Origin of the sequence: Citrobacter sp. MNAZ 1397, assembly GCF_023613995.1 — a bacterium.
Taxonomy (GTDB): Bacteria; Pseudomonadota; Gammaproteobacteria; order Enterobacterales; family Enterobacteriaceae; genus Phytobacter; species Phytobacter ursingii.
The window spans coordinates 3,001,645-3,019,167 of sequence record NZ_JAKIVH010000001.1; the positions used below are offsets into that span (position 1 = coordinate 3,001,645).

A 17,523-nucleotide genomic window follows, 5' to 3' on the forward strand; every position below is an offset into this window, starting at 1 on the left:
CGTCACTCAATACTCATAAGGCAAGCGGTTAATCTTTGACAGCTTGCCTTTATACATTTCGATATAATTTCCTCTACGGAGTGCCGACAGCACTTCGGCAATGACAGAGCGGGAAATGCCCGTTCGTCGTTGTATATACTGCAAAACGCCCACCTGCGCCCGCAGTGGTTCGTCCCAGTCCGACATCGTTAAAAGTGATGCCCGAATCTGATCGTAAGTACTGCTGCCAATGAGCTGACAATCCCGTGTTTCGGCAATACGGTGCCACCAGGTCAACCAGGTGAAAGCTTCCCGCCAGCGCTGGTGTTTCTCTACAAGTGTCATGGCTAAATCTGAAGGCAAATAATACCCTGAGCATTTATTTTGCGCGGTATAGATGTATTCGGACGGCCGCTGAATAAGGCCAGTACTGAGCCCTTTGATAAACGGCGCTTTGGCAATGCCCAATAATACATTGTTAAATTTGCGGCTAATGGCAATTTCACCCTGATGAAGAATAAGGGTCACGTTATTGGGGTCAATATTTTCGAACGTTAAAACAGTCTCATTAGGCAATTCGAAAGGCATACCATAGGGGGAAAAACATTCATCCAATAAATACAATTCCGCCAGCGGCTTGTCTAATGCAATCATTCATATCCCTTGTAAAATAAAATTCCCGCCAATCCGTGGCGGGAATTTGGATACTGATAAAATAGCAGGGAAATCATATTCCCTGCTACATTTATTACCAGGTGTATTTCACGCCAACTTTTGCACCCCAATCCTGCTCAACGTCGCCGCCGCCCAGGTAGTTCACATCAGTGTAAGCGCTGAAGTTTTTGGTGAAGCTGAACTGCGTACCCAGACCAACGCGAACTGCGGAACCTTCAACACCGTTGTCGATGGAATCGCCATTCACTTTAGCTTTGTTGTTGGAATCATCGTAAACATAAGCCAGGTTGAAGTACGGCGTCAGGGCCTGGTCGTTGCCATAGGTGAAGGTATAACCCGTGTTCACGCCCAGTTCATAACGCAGGCTGTCGTAATCCTGATCGCCTGCTTTCATGCCGTTGCTCAGACGATAGTTATCACCAGACTGGAACAGACCGGAGATTCCTGCATACGGAGTTACGTAACCTTTGTCGTTCACTTTCCAGTCATAACCGAGTTTCAGACCGAAGCCCCATGCTGACGTAGAGGAGTCGCCAGTCACATGCTGACCATTACTCATGGTTGCAGTCAGATCGTTAGAGAAACGGCTGTAGCTCAGGTTACCATCCAGGAAGACATCGTTAGCAAAACGCGCAGAAGAGTAGATGTAGGCCGACTGGCTGTCCTGATCGACTTTGCCAGTGCGATGATTCACATCACCTTTTGCAAAGCCAGCCGCTGCACCGACGGTCCATTTCGCGTTATTGCCGTCAACCAGGCTATCCACACCCACCATGATGCCGCTAACGTCCTGATCGTAGTTGATCACACCGTTGTCGCCATTCAGGCTGCCACCGAAGTAGCTAACCCATGCGCCGCCGTTATCAACCAGACCGTGACGACCATTGGTCAGACGGGTAGACAGAGTATCCTGTTGCAGATTCCAGATGTTGGTATTTGCAGAAGGAATGCTCAGCGCCATGTTCGCGTAGTCGGTCAGCTCCATCTGGCGCAGAACAACGGTATTACCCTTTTGTTCAGCCTGATAGGTATATGCACCGAGGTCAGCTTTGTTTGCTGCGCTGAAGGTAGCTTTGGTATTTGCATCGTTGACGTAGATAAGTTCTTTACCTTTGTAGTCAGCGATACGGCCCGCGCCGGTAGAGTTGTCGATACGGACTTTGTAATTACCGCTTGCTGCAACTACATTGTCATTTGCATCGTAAACGCTGAATTCCTGGTCGGCATTATTGAGATTGCCATTACCGTTGACGGTCAGGTGACCATCAGAATTCATAGCGATAATACCGTAACCATACGTTGGGTCAGACTTGTGTTTCGTATTGGTATGGGCGTTGACCAGGTCGGCATCTAATACGTAGTCACTGCTATTGATGTCAAATACACCACCATGTGTCAGTTCCATGGTATTCGTACCAAACGCACGAGCTTCATACGCACCAGCACCAATACTGAACTCACCGCCGTTAGACACGGTGATGGTATTCGCATACAGCCAGGTAGTTTCGTTATTCAGATCGACGGTACTGTAGCTGTCAACAGTCAAATGGTCGGTTGAGACCTGACCGCCAGAGCTCAGGTTCATCGCTGAACCATTGGTCAATTTAATGCTGTCAGCCAACAGAGTAGAACCGTTTGCTACGTCAACATGAGAACCGTTATTCACGGTCAGGGTATCGATATTTGAACGATTAACGGTATTCCAGTGGGAACCATTATTCAGCGCAACATTGAACAGGCCGCTCTGGAAGGTTTTGTTATCAACAACGTTGCCCCATTTGTCATAGGTCGAATCCGGCTCCAGGCTGTTAACTGCAACGTCATACATAGTTGCCGGACCAATCGCATCATAGCTAAAGATTGCCGCACCGGTCCATTTACTGCCGTTGTCCAGCGTGATGTTCAGTTCGTCAACATTCAGACCATCGTCAATCCAGCCGCCGTTGGTATCGAGCACACCATCATTGTTTGAATCATGACCATTCGCGTAGAAGTTGGCATTCCATCTGCTATTGAAAACAACATCGCCTCTCAGCGTTGAGTTGCTGAGCGACACATTGTTTTTCATTGCATAGTTGGATGCGGAATTATCAGCGAAAGAAAGCGCAACATCGTTAGAACCGCCACTACCAGTATAATCGCTCGGCTCGGCAGAGTTGCCATAAAAACCGTTGTTTTCCAGCGGATCATACGAACCCGACGTCACCGTGGAATCTACAACAACAATGTTATTGTCCCAGGTATGGGATTCGGTGGTGTAACCCGTATTAGAGGTGTCGCCCTGAGACAGCGCAATACCTGCAACGCGAGAGTTTTTGGTAATATTGATATTACTTTCAACATCCAGCGTTACCGCAGTACCTAAATAAGCATAATCGGCGGTACGATAATCTTTTGATACCGTTTTGCTGTCGCCATCAAGGTAGGTGTCGGTGAAATAGAAGTATTCGTAATCGTCATCAATGGTTGAGTTTTCAATATTCAGAGTGAATACATCGCCGTCATGCCATTTATAATCAACGTCAGTTCCATTCGTCCAACCATAACCATCATGATCATAAACTTTTTGGGACGTAATCATACCGTGAATTGTTGAATTCTTAACGGTCAGCGTATTTGCAGTACCATCGGTATAATCATGATTCAAGTAATACGTGGAGAGAATACCGTTTACCACATCGCCGCTAAAGGTTTGGTCATAAGCACCATCAGCCGCGTTATTATAGATATAACCATAATAAGAGATGTAATTAAGCTTATCGGCGTTAGTCCAGTCATCCCAGCTAAACGCAGTGGTAGTGTCGTCATGATACCCGAAGGTATTATACGTCGTCGCCTGAGCCTGAGAAGCGATTGCCAACGTGCAGGCTAATGCTAATTGAGATACTACAAGTTTCTTTTTCCACGAGTGCATTTGTCATCCCTCCTCAGGGACATTATCGTTGGTCCATCAATTATTAATGCATCAAATGCAATAAAATTATTTGCGGGGAAATTATGCCGTAGAAAAAGAAAATGGTTCAATTAAAGTTCACGTAAAGTCCGAATTCAGACTTATTAAGTAAGAAATTAAAAAATCAGAATATAACAAGATAGCAAACATATTCAAATCAACAAGATAGAAAAAAGCCACTATCTAATCACCAATTAAAAATTCATTTATACATTTTATAGGAAATAGAACCACCGACAATAAGACATATAACATCACAACAAAAAATAAACACCGCCAATTAAAATTGAACGGATGAATGACTTAAACCTCAGCAATATCCTTGCTTCCCCCGCAATATCCCGTCACCTTAACGCCGATTTTGGTGAAACATACTGGTCACTTTTCGGATACAATGTCCCCTCTGTTCCTAAGACATCAGGCAAATCATGACCGACTTAATCACCCGCCCGCGCCGCCTGCGCAAATCTGCCTCGCTCCGCGCTATGTTCGAAGAGACAACACTCACTCTGAACGATCTGGTGTTGCCTATCTTTGTTGAAGAAGAGATCGACGATTACAAAGCCATCAATGCCATGCCCGGCGTGCTGCGTATTCCGGAAAAATACCTTGCCCGCGAAATCGAGCGCATTGCTAAAGCAGGCATTCGTTCCGTGATGACGTTTGGTATTTCTCATCATACGGATGCCACGGGTAGCGATGCCTGGCAGGAAAACGGCCTGGTGGCGCGCATGTCGCGCATCGCCAAAGACGCGGTGCCGGAGATGATCGTCATGTCGGATACCTGTTTCTGTGAGTACACCTCGCATGGTCATTGCGGCGTACTTTGCGACCACGGCGTCGACAACGACGCAACGCTGATTAATCTCGGAAAACAGGCGGTGGTTGCTGCCGCTGCCGGCGCTGATTTTATTGCCCCCTCCGCCGCAATGGACGGTCAGGTGCAGGCGATTCGCCAGGCGCTTGATGCTGCAGGCTTTACCGACACCGCCATCATGTCCTATTCCACTAAATTCGCATCGTCATTCTACGGCCCATTCCGTGAAGCCGCCGGTACTGCGCTGAAAGGCGATCGTAAAACCTACCAGATGAGCCCGATGAACCGTCGTGAAGCGATCCGCGAGTCGCTGATTGATGAAGCCGAGGGGGCTGACTGCCTGATGGTCAAACCGGCTGGCGCTTACCTTGATATCCTGCGCGATATCCGTGAGCGCACCACGTTACCGCTGGGTGCTTATCAAGTGAGTGGTGAGTACGCAATGATCAAATTCGCCGCGCAAGCCGGCGCCATTGACGAAGATAAAGTCGTACTGGAAAGCCTGGGCGCCATTAAACGCGCCGGTGCCGATTTGATCTTCAGCTACTTCGCTCTCGACCTCGCGGAACGTAAGATTTTGTAAGCCCTCAGGCCCGGCGCGGCTGCCGGGCCTGCTCTCCCTCGTTTCCCCCGTATTATCATTTATTCATAAAGCTGAAATGCAACTGTCATCCGGCACTTCTACTGTCATCGCAAGACGGCAGGAGGAGCCACCATGTTTAGTCTCGACAATGTACTCGACGACCTCTGGCCACAGGCCAAACCCGCGCCCTGGCAAAAGAACCTGCTCAGGCGTTTGTTATACGAACAAGAGTTCCAGCAGTTCGCTGCAAACCATCCCCATCTGAAAGGGCTGGATATGGTGGAACAGGTTCTGGAGCATCTACAAATTCGCTGCACTATCCCCGCCTACGATCTTGAACAAATCCCCGAACAAGGCCCCCTGGTGATTATCGCCAACCATCCGACAGGCACGCTGGACGGTCTGGCACTGATGTATGCGGTTTCCCGCGTGCGTCGCGATGTAAAAGTCGTCACCAACCGCATGCTGAGCCATCTGGAACCCCTCAGTTCGCTGTTTATTCCGGTGGACAATATGGGTGGAGGTCGCACCCGCAAAGCCTCGTTGCAACAGATGGAAGCCCAGTTGCAGAACGGCGGCGCGCTGATCTTCTTCCCGGCAGGTGAGGTGTCACGTTTGACCCGTAAAGGCATCCGCGACGGTAAATGGCACCCAGGCTTTATCAAACTGGCGGCCAAATTCCGCGCACCGTTATTGCCGGTATGGATCAACGCCCGCAACAGTCCCCTCTTTTACGCCAGCGCCTTACTGTCTGATACGCTGCCAATGCTACTTCTGATGCAGCAGATGTTCCGTCGCCGTGGTACCCCACTGCCCATCACCATCGGTCAGCGCATTGCGTGGGACAGTTGGCATTCACCCTCGCTATCCCCACGCGATCTGGCGGATAAATGCCGCAAACACGTGCGGCGCCTGGGTAAAAAAGCGCCGGGCGTATTTAGAACCGAGTGTGCGATCGCCCGCCCGGAAGACAGAGCCACGCTGCGCCGGGAACTCAGCCGGGCGGAGTGTCTGGGTCGCACCGCTGATGGCAAAATCATTTACCTCTGGCAGCGTCAGGGGCAAGAAGATGCGCCGTTGCTGCGTGAGCTGGGCCGCCTGCGCGAAATCGCGTTCCGCGCGGTGGGTGAAGGGAGTGGCAAACGTCGTGACACGGATCGTTATGACGACGATTACCTGCATCTGATCTTATGGGATGACAGCGATCTGGAGATTGTCGGCGCGTACCGCTTTATGCCCACGGCCCGTCAGGTGGAAGCTCATGGTCCGCAAGGGCTGTACAGCTATAGCCTGTTCCATTACGACGAGCGGATGTCTGAGGTGTTACAGCACGGTATCGAACTGGGGCGCAGCTTTATTCAACCGCGTTACTGGGGGCGCCGCGGTCTTGATTATCTGTGGTCGGGCATTGGCGCATACTTAGCGCGTTATCCGCAGTACCGTTATCTATTCGGCCCGGTCTCGATTTCCGGCGGCTTCCCTCCTGCCGCACGGGATTTACTGGTCGCCTTTTATCGCCTGTGGTTTCCGGCAAACTGGCCGCTGGCTGAATCCCGTCGCCCATGGCCTGCCACGCTTCCGGACGTCCTTGCCCAGTTTACGGGCGAAGATTACACCGAAGATTTGACGCGCCTGAAATCGCTGCTGGGCAACCTGGGCTGCGGCATTCCGCCGCTGTACAAACAGTATTCTGAGTTGTGCGAACCCGGCGGCGTGCAGTTTATCGATTTTGGCTGCGACCCGGACTTCAATAACTGCGTGGATGGGCTTGTGCTGGTCGATTTAACGTACCTGAAAGCGAACCGCTACGAACGTTACATCGCCACCCATCTTAACAACACGGCGGCCTGACACCCCGGACGGACCCTTGCAGGCCAGGGACGGCCTCAGCAGACGCACCCCTCTTCTTTTCTGTGGCACGCTAAATATTGCAATTTTGTTACATCGGTTACATATCGCAGACCAGAGCATTGCCACGCCCGAACCAGACGGCATCATGACGTTTTACCCGGTGAGAGTGCGTTATGATTCGTGTGGTTCTGGTGGATGATCATGTGGTGGTGCGTTCGGGCTTCGCCCAATTGCTCGGCCTTGAAGAGGATCTCAGCGTCAGTGGGCAATACAGCACCGCCGCTGAAGCCTGGCCTGCGCTATTAAAAAACGATGTGGATGTCGCCGTACTGGATGTTGCCATGCCGGATGAAAATGGCCTGAGTCTGCTAAAACGTCTGCGGGTCCAGCGGCCCGATTTTCGCGCCATTATCCTGAGTATTTATGACACCCCCGCCTTCGTGCAAAGCGCGCTGGATGCCGGTGCCAGTGGTTATCTGACCAAACGCTGCGGCCCGGAAGAACTGGTGCGAGCGGTGCGCTCCGTCGGTCTTGGCGGCCATTACCTTTGCGCTGATGCGCTAAAAGCGCTGCGCGGCGGGATCGAGCCAGTCAAAGTTCTGGCATCTCTGACACCGCGTGAGCGGGAAGTGTTTGATTTGCTGGTGAAAGGCGACAGTGTCAAAGAGGTCGCTTTCAAGCTCGACCTCAGCCATAAAACCGTACATGTTCACCGCGCCAACGTGCTGGGAAAACTGAACTGCGCCACCACCATTGAGCTGGTCCATTTTGCGCTTAATCATAACCTGCTGGCGAATCACTGATGTCGCGTTCACTGCGCCACTGGATCATCTCATTATTTATTGTTCTGGCCTGGGGACCGGGCTGGTTGATGCTGTGGACGCTCAGCTTCTATCTCACCCATAACGGCCAACAAGCGGTGCTCTTTCTGCCGCATGGCGTGTATCTGGCGCTGCTGATTCTGCTCTCGCGTCGCTTCTGGCCAGCCTTATTGCTCCCGCAATTAGCACTCATTTTCTGGCTTCACAGCGAGCAACTCCTTAGTGGCTACACGATGCTGGCTGCGCCCCTGTTCGGCCTGCTTCCGGCACTCATGACGCAACATTTCTGGCACCGTTTTCCCCTTTACTGGCAGCGCCTTTCCCTGTTGTTGACGGCCGTAACCTGCAGCGCATTATTACATACCCTGCTACTTGGCCCTTTTTTGCAAAGCCCCTTGCTGCTATTGGGCCTGGCCTCCTTCACCGGCGGCGTGCTGCTGACGCCCTTTGTCTATCTCATGTTTGAGTTCTTGCGTCAGCAACACCGCCATCACCTGCTTGGTCTCGATACGATCGCGCCGCCGTTACGTACCTCGCTCATCATCTGGTGTAGCCTCTTTTTTATTATCGGTATCGGCACGCAAATGGTGCTGTCGCCGCAGATAGAACGTCTGCTGTTGATCGTGGTCTTTTTACCCAATGTGGTGATGGCGTGGAAGTTTGGCTGGCAGGGCGGCGTGCTGTCAGGCCTGCTCGGCAGTATGCTGATCACCATCGCCCGTCAGATTGGCGTGGGCTTTAGCGACCTGCTGGAACTGGAAATTTTCCTCGCCACGCAGGCGCTGCTGGGTATTGGCCTGGGGATCGCCATCAGCCGCCAACAGCATCTGGCGCAAAACCTGCACCATTATCGCAAGCGGCTGGAGGCCGAATTACAGGCTCGCCGGGCCTTAACCGAAAAATTGATCCATACGGAAGAGGACACCCGCAAAAACCTAGCCCGCGAGCTACATGACGAAATTGGCCAGAACATTACCGCCATTCAAATCCAGTCACAGTTAGTGAAACGGGCAGGAGAAACGCCGCAGGCGCTGGAGGCGGCCAATCAGATAAACGAACTGTCCAGACGCATTCACCACTCCACCCGGCAACTGCTGCGTCAGCTTCGCCCGCCGGTGCTGGATGAGCTTTCCCTGCAAGAGGCGCTGCACCACCTGGTTAACGAATTTGCCTTCGCCGAGCGCGGGATTGTCTGCCATTTCGATTATCGACTCAGTTCGCCCCCTGCCAGCGAAACGCTGGTGTTTACCCTCTATCGTCTGCTGCAAGAATTGCTCAATAACGTCTGCAAACACGCCTGCGCCAGTGACGTACGCATCACCCTGAGTGAGCAAAACGGCCTCCTGCGTCTTGAAGTGCATGATAACGGCCTCGGTATCGCCGCAGAGAAAATGCCGGGCTTTGGTATCCAGGGAATGCGCGAGCGTGTCCACGCCCTGGGTGGCGAATTAATGCTCGAGTCGCGTCAGGGAACCCATGTAACTGTTAACTTGCCCACAACTTTGCAACAAAACCCGCTCTGACCAGGAAAAAGTCTTAGCCGCCTGGGGAGTTTCTCTCATCCGCTTTCGTTTGCGCTTACCTATAGTCAGCGCAACTGGAGACCGTTATGCATGCCATTTCATCCGCCGACATTGAACACCGTTACCGGGCCTGTCGCCCACGGTTACTGCTGTGCATGGTGGTGGGCTATGCAGCGTTTTACCTGACGCGCAAAAGTGTCAATTACGTGCTCCCGGCGCTGCAAAGCGATCTGGGGTTAGACAAAGGCGACATCGGACTGATGGGCTCACTGTTTTACCTCAGCTATGGCCTGTCGAAATTTGCCGCCGGGCTATGGCACGACAGCCACGGGCAACGCGCCTTTATGGGCTGCGGGCTGTTTGCCACCGGCTTGCTGAACGTGCTGTTCGCTTTCGGTGACGCATTGCCGCTGTTGTTAGTGGTCTGGACGTTAAACGGTTTTTTTCAGGGCTGGGGCTGGCCGCCCTGCGCTCGCCTGCTGACCCACTGGTACTCCCGCAACGAGCGCGGCTTCTGGTGGGGATGCTGGAACATGTCCATCAATATTGGCGGGGCCGTTATTCCGTTGATATGTGCCTTTGCCGCCCACTGGTGGGGCTGGCAGGCCGCGATGCTGACACCAGGGATAATCAGCATGGCGCTCGGCGTCTGGCTGACAATGCAACTGCGGGGCACACCGCAGGAAGAAGGATTACCAAGCGTAGGCGAATGGCGGCATGACCCGCTGGAGCTGCGCCAGGAACAACAAAGCCCCCCGATGGGCTTATGGCAGATGTTACGCATCACCATGCTACGTAACCCGATGATCTGGCTGCTGGGCGTGTCGTATGTGCTGGTCTACCTGATCCGCATTGCGCTCAATGACTGGGGCAATATCTGGCTGGCGGAAAGCCACGGCGTCAACTTATTGAGCGCCAATGCCACGGTGATGCTGTTTGAGGTCGGCGGCCTGCTCGGCGCGCTGTTCGCCGGTTGGGGGTCCGACCTCCTGTTCAGCGGACAACGCGCACCGATGATTTTGCTCTTCACGCTGGGGCTGATTGTCTCCGTCGCCGCGCTTTGGCTGGCGCCGGTACATCACTACGCGTTGCTGGCGATGTGCTTTTTTACCGTAGGATTTTTTGTATTTGGTCCGCAAATGCTGATCGGTCTGGCCGCCGTGGAGTGTGGACATAAGGCAGCGGCAGGGTCGATTACCGGTTTTCTCGGGGTCTTTGCCTATATCGGCGCCGCGCTTGCGGGCTGGCCGCTGTCGCAGGTGATTGAACGTTACGGTTGGTCGGGGATGTTTAGTTTGCTCTCCGTTGCCGCCGTGTTGATGGGTTTACTTCTGATGCCCTTGCTGATGGTGGGCATTACGTCGTCTCGCAGTCCTACAACCTCACAGGAAGGATAAAACAATGAAAGTTACCCTGCTCTCTACCCTGGTGGCATCCGGTCTGGCGCTGGCAGCGCTCAGCGGCGTGGCAAAAGCAGAAGGTCGTCTGGTGGTCTACTGCAGCGCGACCAACGAAATGTGTGAATCGGAAACGCAGGCCTTTGGCGAAAAATATAATGTGAAGACGTCCTTCATCCGCAACGGTTCTGGCAGCACGCTGGCAAAAGTGGATGCAGAGAAGAAAAACCCGCAGGCGGATGTCTGGTACGGCGGCACGCTGGATCCTCAGTCCCAGGCCGGGGAAATGGGTCTCCTGCAGCCCTATAAATCCCCCAACCTGGAGCAGATCATGGAGAAATTCCGCGATCCGGCCAAAGTGAAAGGCAATCTCTCTTCCGCCGTTTATGTGGGCATTCTCGGTTTTGGCGTTAACACCCAGCGTCTGAAAGAGAAAAATCTGCCGATACCGAAGTGCTGGAAAGATCTGACGAAACCAGAATACAAGAGCGAAATTCAAATCGCCGATCCGCAGAGTTCCGGCACCGCCTATACCGCGCTGGCAACCTTTGTTCAGTTGTGGGGAGAAGACCAGGCTTTCGATTACTTAAAACAGCTCAACGGCAATATCTCTCAATACACCAAATCCGGTATCGCCCCGGCACGTAACGCCGCGCGTGGCGAAACCGCCATTGGCATTGGCTTCCTGCATGACTACTCGCTGGAGAAAGAACAAGGCGCGCCGCTTGAACTGATTTCGCCCTGTGAAGGCACCGGCTACGAAATTGGCGGTATCAGTATCCTGAAAGGGGCACGTAACCTGGATAACGCGAAGCTGTTCGTTGACTGGGCGCTGTCAAAAGAGGCACAGGAGCTGGCATGGAAAAAGGGCAAGTCTTATCAGATTCTGACCAATACCACCGCCGAAACCTCGCCAAACTCGCTCAAGCTCGACGATCTGAAACTGATCAATTACGACATGGATAAATACGGTTCCACGGACGTTCGTAAAGCACTCATCAACAAATGGGTTAGCGACGTGAAGATGGGCCAATAAACCCACGACCGGATCTACAGGCCCGCCTTCCCCCTCTCCCTGTGGGAGGGGGTTGGGGTGAGGGCAAATAGCTTATCTCTCTGGCTTTAACGGAATGCTTATGTCACACACACTCACACTCCATCCCGCGCCAAAGCGGGATGCGATATTCCTTTGGGTTCTGCTCAGCTGGCTGGCCTTCGCGCTGCTGCCAGGCTGGAGCCTGGATTACGGCCTGCTGGAGTCCACGCGCGATGAAATTATCGACGCCTACGGCTGGTCGCACGTTAACGTCAGTTGGTTGTGGTATCTGCTGCCCAGCGTGTTGCTGGTTCGCCCCCTGAGCGAAACCCGGCGCGAGCAGCGCGGCCGCCACTATTTTGACGCGGGCTGGGCATTGCTGTGCATGGCGTTTGTGGCCGTCAGCGCCACCGTTGAAGGACGTGGCCTCGGTTACGCGGTCATTGTGCTGTTTGTCGCCCTTGCCGCCATCATGACGCTGGCCCTCACCCGCCTGGAGTGGCTCGGCGGTGACCGCTTTGTTATCGGCTCGCTGATTGTCATCGTGGCACTGATCGGGGTCTTCATTGTCTGGCCGAGTATCGCCATCTTTATTCCGATGTTCACCACCGACAGTGGCGAGTTTGCCCCGCTGGCGTTTATGAATGTGCTCGCACAGGCGCACATCATTCAGGTGATCCTGAACTCCATTTGGCTTTCCATTGCTGTGGGCGTCGGCTGTACCTTCTTCGGCCTGGTGCTGGCGATTTACACCACGCGTATTGCCAAACGCAGTGCCATCATCGGCCGCGTATTCTCCATTTTGCCGATCGTCACCCCGCCGTTCGTGGTAGGACTTGGCGTCACCCTGATGATGGGGCGTTCCGGCTATATCACCGAATTAATGGTCGACTGGTTCGGGCTCACTAACACCAACTGGCTGTACGGGTTTACCGGTATCTGGCTGGCACAAGTACTGGCCTTTACGCCTATGGCCTTTATGATCCTCGACGGGGCAATTAAGACCATCCATCCGTCGCTGGAAGAGGCCTCGTACACCCTGCGCGCCAGCCGCTGGCAGACCTTTAACGGGGTGTTCATTCCGTTGCTGAAACCAGCGCTGGCTAACGCGTTTCTGATTGTGGTCGTGCAGTCGCTTGCCGACTTCAGTAACCCACTGGTGCTGGGCGGCAACTTTGACGTGCTGGCCACCCAAATCTACTTCTACATTACCGGTTCACAGCTCGATTATCAGGCCGCCAGTACGCTCGGCGCCTTCCTGCTGCTCTTCTCGCTGCTGGTGTTCTGCGTGCAGTACATGTGGATCGGCAAACGCTCTTACGTCACCGTTTCCGGCAAATCCTATCGCGGCGATGTACAGCCCCTGCCGGTCACACTGGTGTGGAGCGTAGTGGCACTGCTGGCAGTATGGGTGGCGTTCAACGCCCTACTCTATGGCAGCATTTTCTACGGCAGCTTCACGGTGAACTGGGGCGTGGATTACACCCTGACGCTGGATAACTTTATCAAGCTGTTTGGTCAGGGCATGAGCGACGGCGCGTGGCCTTCCCTGCTCGACACGCTGCTGTACGCCGGGATTGCCGCCCCGATTACCGCCATTTTCGGCCTGCTGATTGCCTGGATTGTGGTTCGCCAGCAATTCAAAGGGAAAAAAACCATCGAGTTCACCACCATGCTGTGCTTTGCGGTTCCCGGCACCGTGGCGGGCGTTTCGTATATTCTCGCCTTTAACAGCGTCCCAGTGTACATCACCGGCACCGCCGCCATCGTCATTATTTCAATGGTGATGCGTAATGTGCCGGTGGGTATTCGCGCCGGGATCGCCGGCTTAGGCCAGATTGATAAATCGCTGGATGAAGCCTCGTTGAGCTTGCGCGCCGGGTCGCTGCGTACCATTACGCAGATTTTGCTGCCCCTGCTGCGCCCGGCGATTTTATCCGCGCTGATTTACAGTTTTGTCCGTGCCATCACCACCGTCAGCGCCATTGTCTTTTTGGTGACGCCGGACACGCGTGTAGCGACAGCCTACATTCTGAACCGCGTGGAAGACGGGGAATACGGCGTAGCCATTGCCTATGGCTCAATCCTTATTGTGGTGATGCTCGCCATCATCTTTATTTTCGACTGGCTGATCGGTGAGGCGCGTATCTCCCGTTCCAAAGCTAAAAACCAGGCGTAACGGAGCGCGACCATGACACAAAAACATTTCGTTGAACTGCGCAATGTCACCAAGCGATTTGGTAACAACACGGTTATCGACAACATTAATCTTGCTATCCCGCAGGGTGAGATGGTGACGTTACTCGGGCCGTCAGGCTGTGGCAAAACCACGGTGCTGCGTCTGGTGGCGGGGCTGGAAAAACCGTCTGAGGGGCAAATTTTTATTGATGGCGAGGATGTCACGCACCGTTCCATTCAGCAGCGTGATATTTGCATGGTGTTCCAGTCCTACGCCCTCTTCCCCCATATGTCGCTCGGTGACAACGTGGGCTACGGTCTCAAGATGCTGGGAGTCTCACGCTCAGAGGTAAAAAACCGGGTGAAAGAAGCGCTGGCGATGGTGGATCTGGAAGGTTTCGAAGACCGCTATGTGGATCAGATTTCCGGTGGGCAGCAACAACGTGTGGCACTGGCGCGTGCGCTGATCCTCAAACCGAAGGTGCTGTTGTTTGATGAGCCGTTGAGTAACCTTGATGCCAACCTTAGGCGCAGCATGCGCGATAAGATTCGCGAACTGCAAAAACAGTTCAACATCACGTCGCTGTATGTCACGCACGATCAGAGCGAAGCGTTTGCCGTCTCCGATACGGTGCTGGTAATGAACAAAGGTCACATCATGCAGATGGGCTCGCCGCAGAATCTGTATCGCCAGCCTGCGTCACGCTTTATGGCAAGTTTTATGGGCGATGCTAACCTGTTCCCGGCCACATTCCATTCGCAATATGTTGATATCTATGGATATCACCTGCCTGTTCCGACGCATTTCTCGGCCCAGGGCAGCGGTACGGTGGGCGTCCGTCCGGAAGCCATCACGCTGGGCGAACAGGGTGATGACAGCCAGCGTTGCGTGATCGTGCATGTGGCTTATATGGGCCCGCAGTACGAGGTGATTGTGGAATGGCACGGCCAGCGCATTTTGTTGCAGGTTAACGCCACCCGCCTGCAACCGGATGTTGGTGAGCAGTATTACCTGCAAATCCACCCCTACGGTATGTTCGAACTGGCCGAAACGGCGTGAGTTTCTCCCGCATGCGGCTGCGCCTTATCCGGGCTACCGCCGCCACCGTAGATACTTTGAACGTCTTCAACCTTTTTAGCCATGGTTGACTCGTTTTCCCGCATGACAACCACAGCGACATCTTTGTAACCCGTTGGCGCAGCGCGTGCAGCGAGGGGGTTGAGTCCCCGCTGAAATCGGTGAGACGAAGACCCGATGACAAGGTCAGGCCGCCAGGGATGGCGGGCTGAGGTTTGTCGAGACAGGACGTCGAGTCAAACCGACCGCAGGCAGCGGGGCGGGAGGCGAACGCAGTGCGAAGCACCGATTTCTTTGCGGGGCCGCGGGGATTGTAAAGGGGAACGCGGTGTTCCCCTTTACCCGTTCACGTGTTCGGAGGGGCCATTTCACCATGAACATAAGGTGAACGGAACCCAACTCCCGAGACGCATTTTGCCCCTCACCCCATAGGGAAAGGGTCAATTCGTAGCCCCGGTAAGTGTTAGCGCCACCGGGGGGATGCTCCCTGATGCGTCAGCATCACCGGAACACCTTACCTTCCTGACCAGGAATCTCACTACGGATGATTGGCGACCACACGCAACCGCGCTCGTCTGCTGCTCAGCCGTGGGTTAGTCGTAAAAATAACATAGAGAATCGGTCGCCAGGCCATATGCCCCTCCTTAGTTAAATATAATCCTGGATTTGCCTGAAATTTTTTCTCTCAAACTAAAGTGCGAAACAATTCAGGTCAACTCATTCTCAATGATTAAATTTAACATCAGGTAATTGCCTGAAAACATTGTGATGCAGCCGACAAAACAATGTCATAAGGCAATAAAATCTAAAATGTAAAAAGTATGTGAAATAAAAACAGTAAATATCGCCATTAATAAATAATAGTAAAGCGCTCCAGCGATAAAAAGGGTGTAAGAATTTTCGGATTTATTAATCAGCGGTTCCCTATAATATTTTGTTTTTTCCTGACATATAAAAAATTCACCCCCTTCTGCCTGCGGAAATTTTACTCAAGGCATTATTTTTACGCTTCACTTTCAGCGAGTTCGCCCCGCGATACACAAAGAAAGCGTTTACTGTCCGCTAAATTTCACCATTGCGGGGCAGCATGCACCAGAATTACCCGTCAGGCGCGACATCTGTGCCGCAATTTTTTCACATCACGCCACAAAACATAAATAACCAACTGAATTAATTGATTTTTTAAGTTTGGCACTGCCTTTGCTACTGCCCATGTACTGTGTTTAATGGCGAGGCAGTAAATGATGACCACAGAATCAACCACATTAAAAAGAACACTCGGCAGCTTCCGCTTATGGGGCATCGCCGTCGGCCTGGTCATATCAGGCGAATATTTTGGCTGGAGTTATGGCTGGTCCCAGGCCGGAACGATGGGATTTTTGATTGTCGCGCTGGCGATTGCCGCAATGTATTGCGCGTTCATATTCAGTTTTACTGAGCTGACAACGGCGATTCCACATGCAGGCGGGCCCTTTGCTTATGCTTATCGTGCCTTCGGCCCCACAGGCGGATTTATTGCCGGTTTTGCAACGCTCATAGAATTTGTGTTTGCCCCACCGGCTATTGCAATGGCCATCGGTGCTTACCTCAACGTGCAATTTCCATCGCTCGATCCAAAATGGATCGCCTGCGGCGCCTATATCATTTTTATGGCGTTGAATATTCTCGGTGTCGGTATTGCCGCTACGTTTGAATTGATCGTCACACTGCTGGCGATATTTGAACTGCTGGTCTTTATGGGAGTCGTTGCACCGGGCTTCTCCTGGGACAACTTCACAGCTAACGGCTGGGCAGGCGCAGAAAGCTTTAGTGCCCCGGCATTGTCGGGTATGTTTGCCGCCATCCCGTTTGCTATCTGGTTCTTCCTGGCGATTGAAGGCGCATCTATGGCGGCCGAAGAAGCCAAAGATCCGCAACGCACCATTCCTCGCGCGCTGGGCGGCGGCATCCTGACGCTGACGGTCCTGGCCGTTGGCGTGATGATATTTGCCGGCGGCGTGGGTGACTGGCGTACCCTGTCGAACATTAATGACCCCTTACCGCAGGCGATGAAAGCCGTGGTGGGTAACAGTAGCGGCTGGCTGCACATGCTGGTCTGGCTGGGGCTGTTTGGCCTGGTGGCTTCCTTCCACGGCATTATCATGGGTTACTCCCGTCAGATTTACTCACTAGCGCGTGCGGGCTATCTGCCAGCAAGCCTGGCAAACCTGAATCGCAAAACGCGCACCCCGCATCTGGCGATTCTGGCTGGTGGCGTGGTGGGTATCGCGGCCATTTTCTCCGATTCGCTGGTCACCATTAGCGGTATGCCGCTGACCGCCTGCATTGTGACGATGTCAGTTTTCGGCGCTATTGTTATGTATATCATCTCAATGGCCGCGCTGTTCAAACTGCGCCGCAGCGAGCCGAACCTGGTGCGTCCGTTTAAAGCGCCCCTGTTCCCGATTGCACCCGCGTTTGCACTGGGCATGGCGGTACTCTGCCTGGTCGCGATGGTCTGGTACAACACCCTGCTGGCGCTCATTTTCGCGCTGATGATGCTGGGGGGTTACATGTGGTTCCGTAAAACAGCGCCAGCCCGTCAGCGTGCGGCGATGGATCCGCAACTGCGTGCGCTCTCCTGAGGAGGCGA

Annotated in this window: 11 protein-coding genes; 9 read left to right on the forward strand and 2 right to left on the reverse strand. The window is 53.4% G+C overall.

The window, feature by feature from the left end; translation table 11 throughout:
* Positions 1 to 6 precede the first annotated feature (6 nt).
* Entirely contained in the window at positions 7 to 633 is a 627-nt protein-coding gene (locus L2097_RS14115) for a helix-turn-helix domain-containing protein (protein WP_250353061.1), read from the reverse strand.
* A gap of 94 nt (positions 634 to 727) precedes the next feature.
* The gene (locus L2097_RS14120) at positions 728 to 3,568 is read right to left on the reverse strand and encodes an autotransporter YaiT-related protein (RefSeq protein WP_250353062.1); all 2,841 of its coding nucleotides are present in this window, start codon (positions 3,566 to 3,568) and stop codon (positions 728 to 730) included.
* Positions 3,569 to 4,035: 467 nt separating this feature from the next.
* On the opposite strand from L2097_RS14120, the gene hemB reads away from it, so the two are divergent.
* The 9 genes from hemB to eat all read left to right on the forward strand — a co-directional run bounded on the left by hemB (position 4,036) and on the right by eat (position 17,515).
* A complete protein-coding gene (gene hemB / locus L2097_RS14125; RefSeq protein ID WP_047371643.1) occupies positions 4,036 to 5,007 on the forward strand; it encodes a porphobilinogen synthase in 972 nt (323 codons plus the stop codon).
* A 132-nt stretch (positions 5,008 to 5,139) separates the two neighbouring features.
* Positions 5,140 to 6,858: a bifunctional ornithine lipid synthase OlsF gene (olsF, locus tag L2097_RS14130; RefSeq protein ID WP_250353063.1), complete on the forward strand. Its 1,719-nt coding sequence runs from the start codon at positions 5,140 to 5,142 to the stop codon at positions 6,856 to 6,858.
* Positions 6,859 to 7,031: 173 nt separating this feature from the next.
* The gene (locus L2097_RS14135) at positions 7,032 to 7,661 is read left to right on the forward strand and encodes a response regulator transcription factor (RefSeq protein WP_085006153.1); all 630 of its coding nucleotides are present in this window, start codon (positions 7,032 to 7,034) and stop codon (positions 7,659 to 7,661) included.
* Positions 7,661 to 9,202 (forward strand): MASE1 domain-containing sensor histidine kinase, encoded by a 1,542-nt coding sequence (locus L2097_RS14140; RefSeq protein ID WP_250353064.1) that lies wholly within the window; start codon positions 7,661 to 7,663, stop codon positions 9,200 to 9,202. The genes L2097_RS14135 and L2097_RS14140 overlap by 1 nt, the downstream gene beginning before the upstream one ends.
* Before the next feature lie 86 nt (positions 9,203 to 9,288).
* Entirely contained in the window at positions 9,289 to 10,599 is a 1,311-nt protein-coding gene (uhpC, locus tag L2097_RS14145) for an MFS transporter family glucose-6-phosphate receptor UhpC (RefSeq protein ID WP_085006155.1), read from the forward strand.
* A gap of 4 nt (positions 10,600 to 10,603) precedes the next feature.
* Complete coding sequence (locus tag L2097_RS14150; protein WP_142516456.1) at positions 10,604 to 11,635, forward strand: ABC transporter substrate-binding protein; 1,032 nt, start codon at positions 10,604 to 10,606, stop codon at positions 11,633 to 11,635.
* Positions 11,636 to 11,735: 100 nt separating this feature from the next.
* Complete coding sequence (locus L2097_RS14155) at positions 11,736 to 13,814, forward strand: ABC transporter permease (protein ID WP_250353065.1); 2,079 nt, start codon at positions 11,736 to 11,738, stop codon at positions 13,812 to 13,814.
* Positions 13,815 to 13,826: 12 nt separating this feature from the next.
* Positions 13,827 to 14,873 (forward strand): ferric ABC transporter ATP-binding protein, encoded by a 1,047-nt coding sequence (gene fbpC / locus L2097_RS14160; RefSeq protein ID WP_250353066.1) that lies wholly within the window; start codon positions 13,827 to 13,829, stop codon positions 14,871 to 14,873.
* A 1,262-nt stretch (positions 14,874 to 16,135) separates the two neighbouring features.
* A complete protein-coding gene (gene eat, locus L2097_RS14165; protein WP_142516864.1) occupies positions 16,136 to 17,515 on the forward strand; it encodes an ethanolamine permease in 1,380 nt (459 codons plus the stop codon).
* Positions 17,516 to 17,523 lie beyond the last annotated feature (8 nt).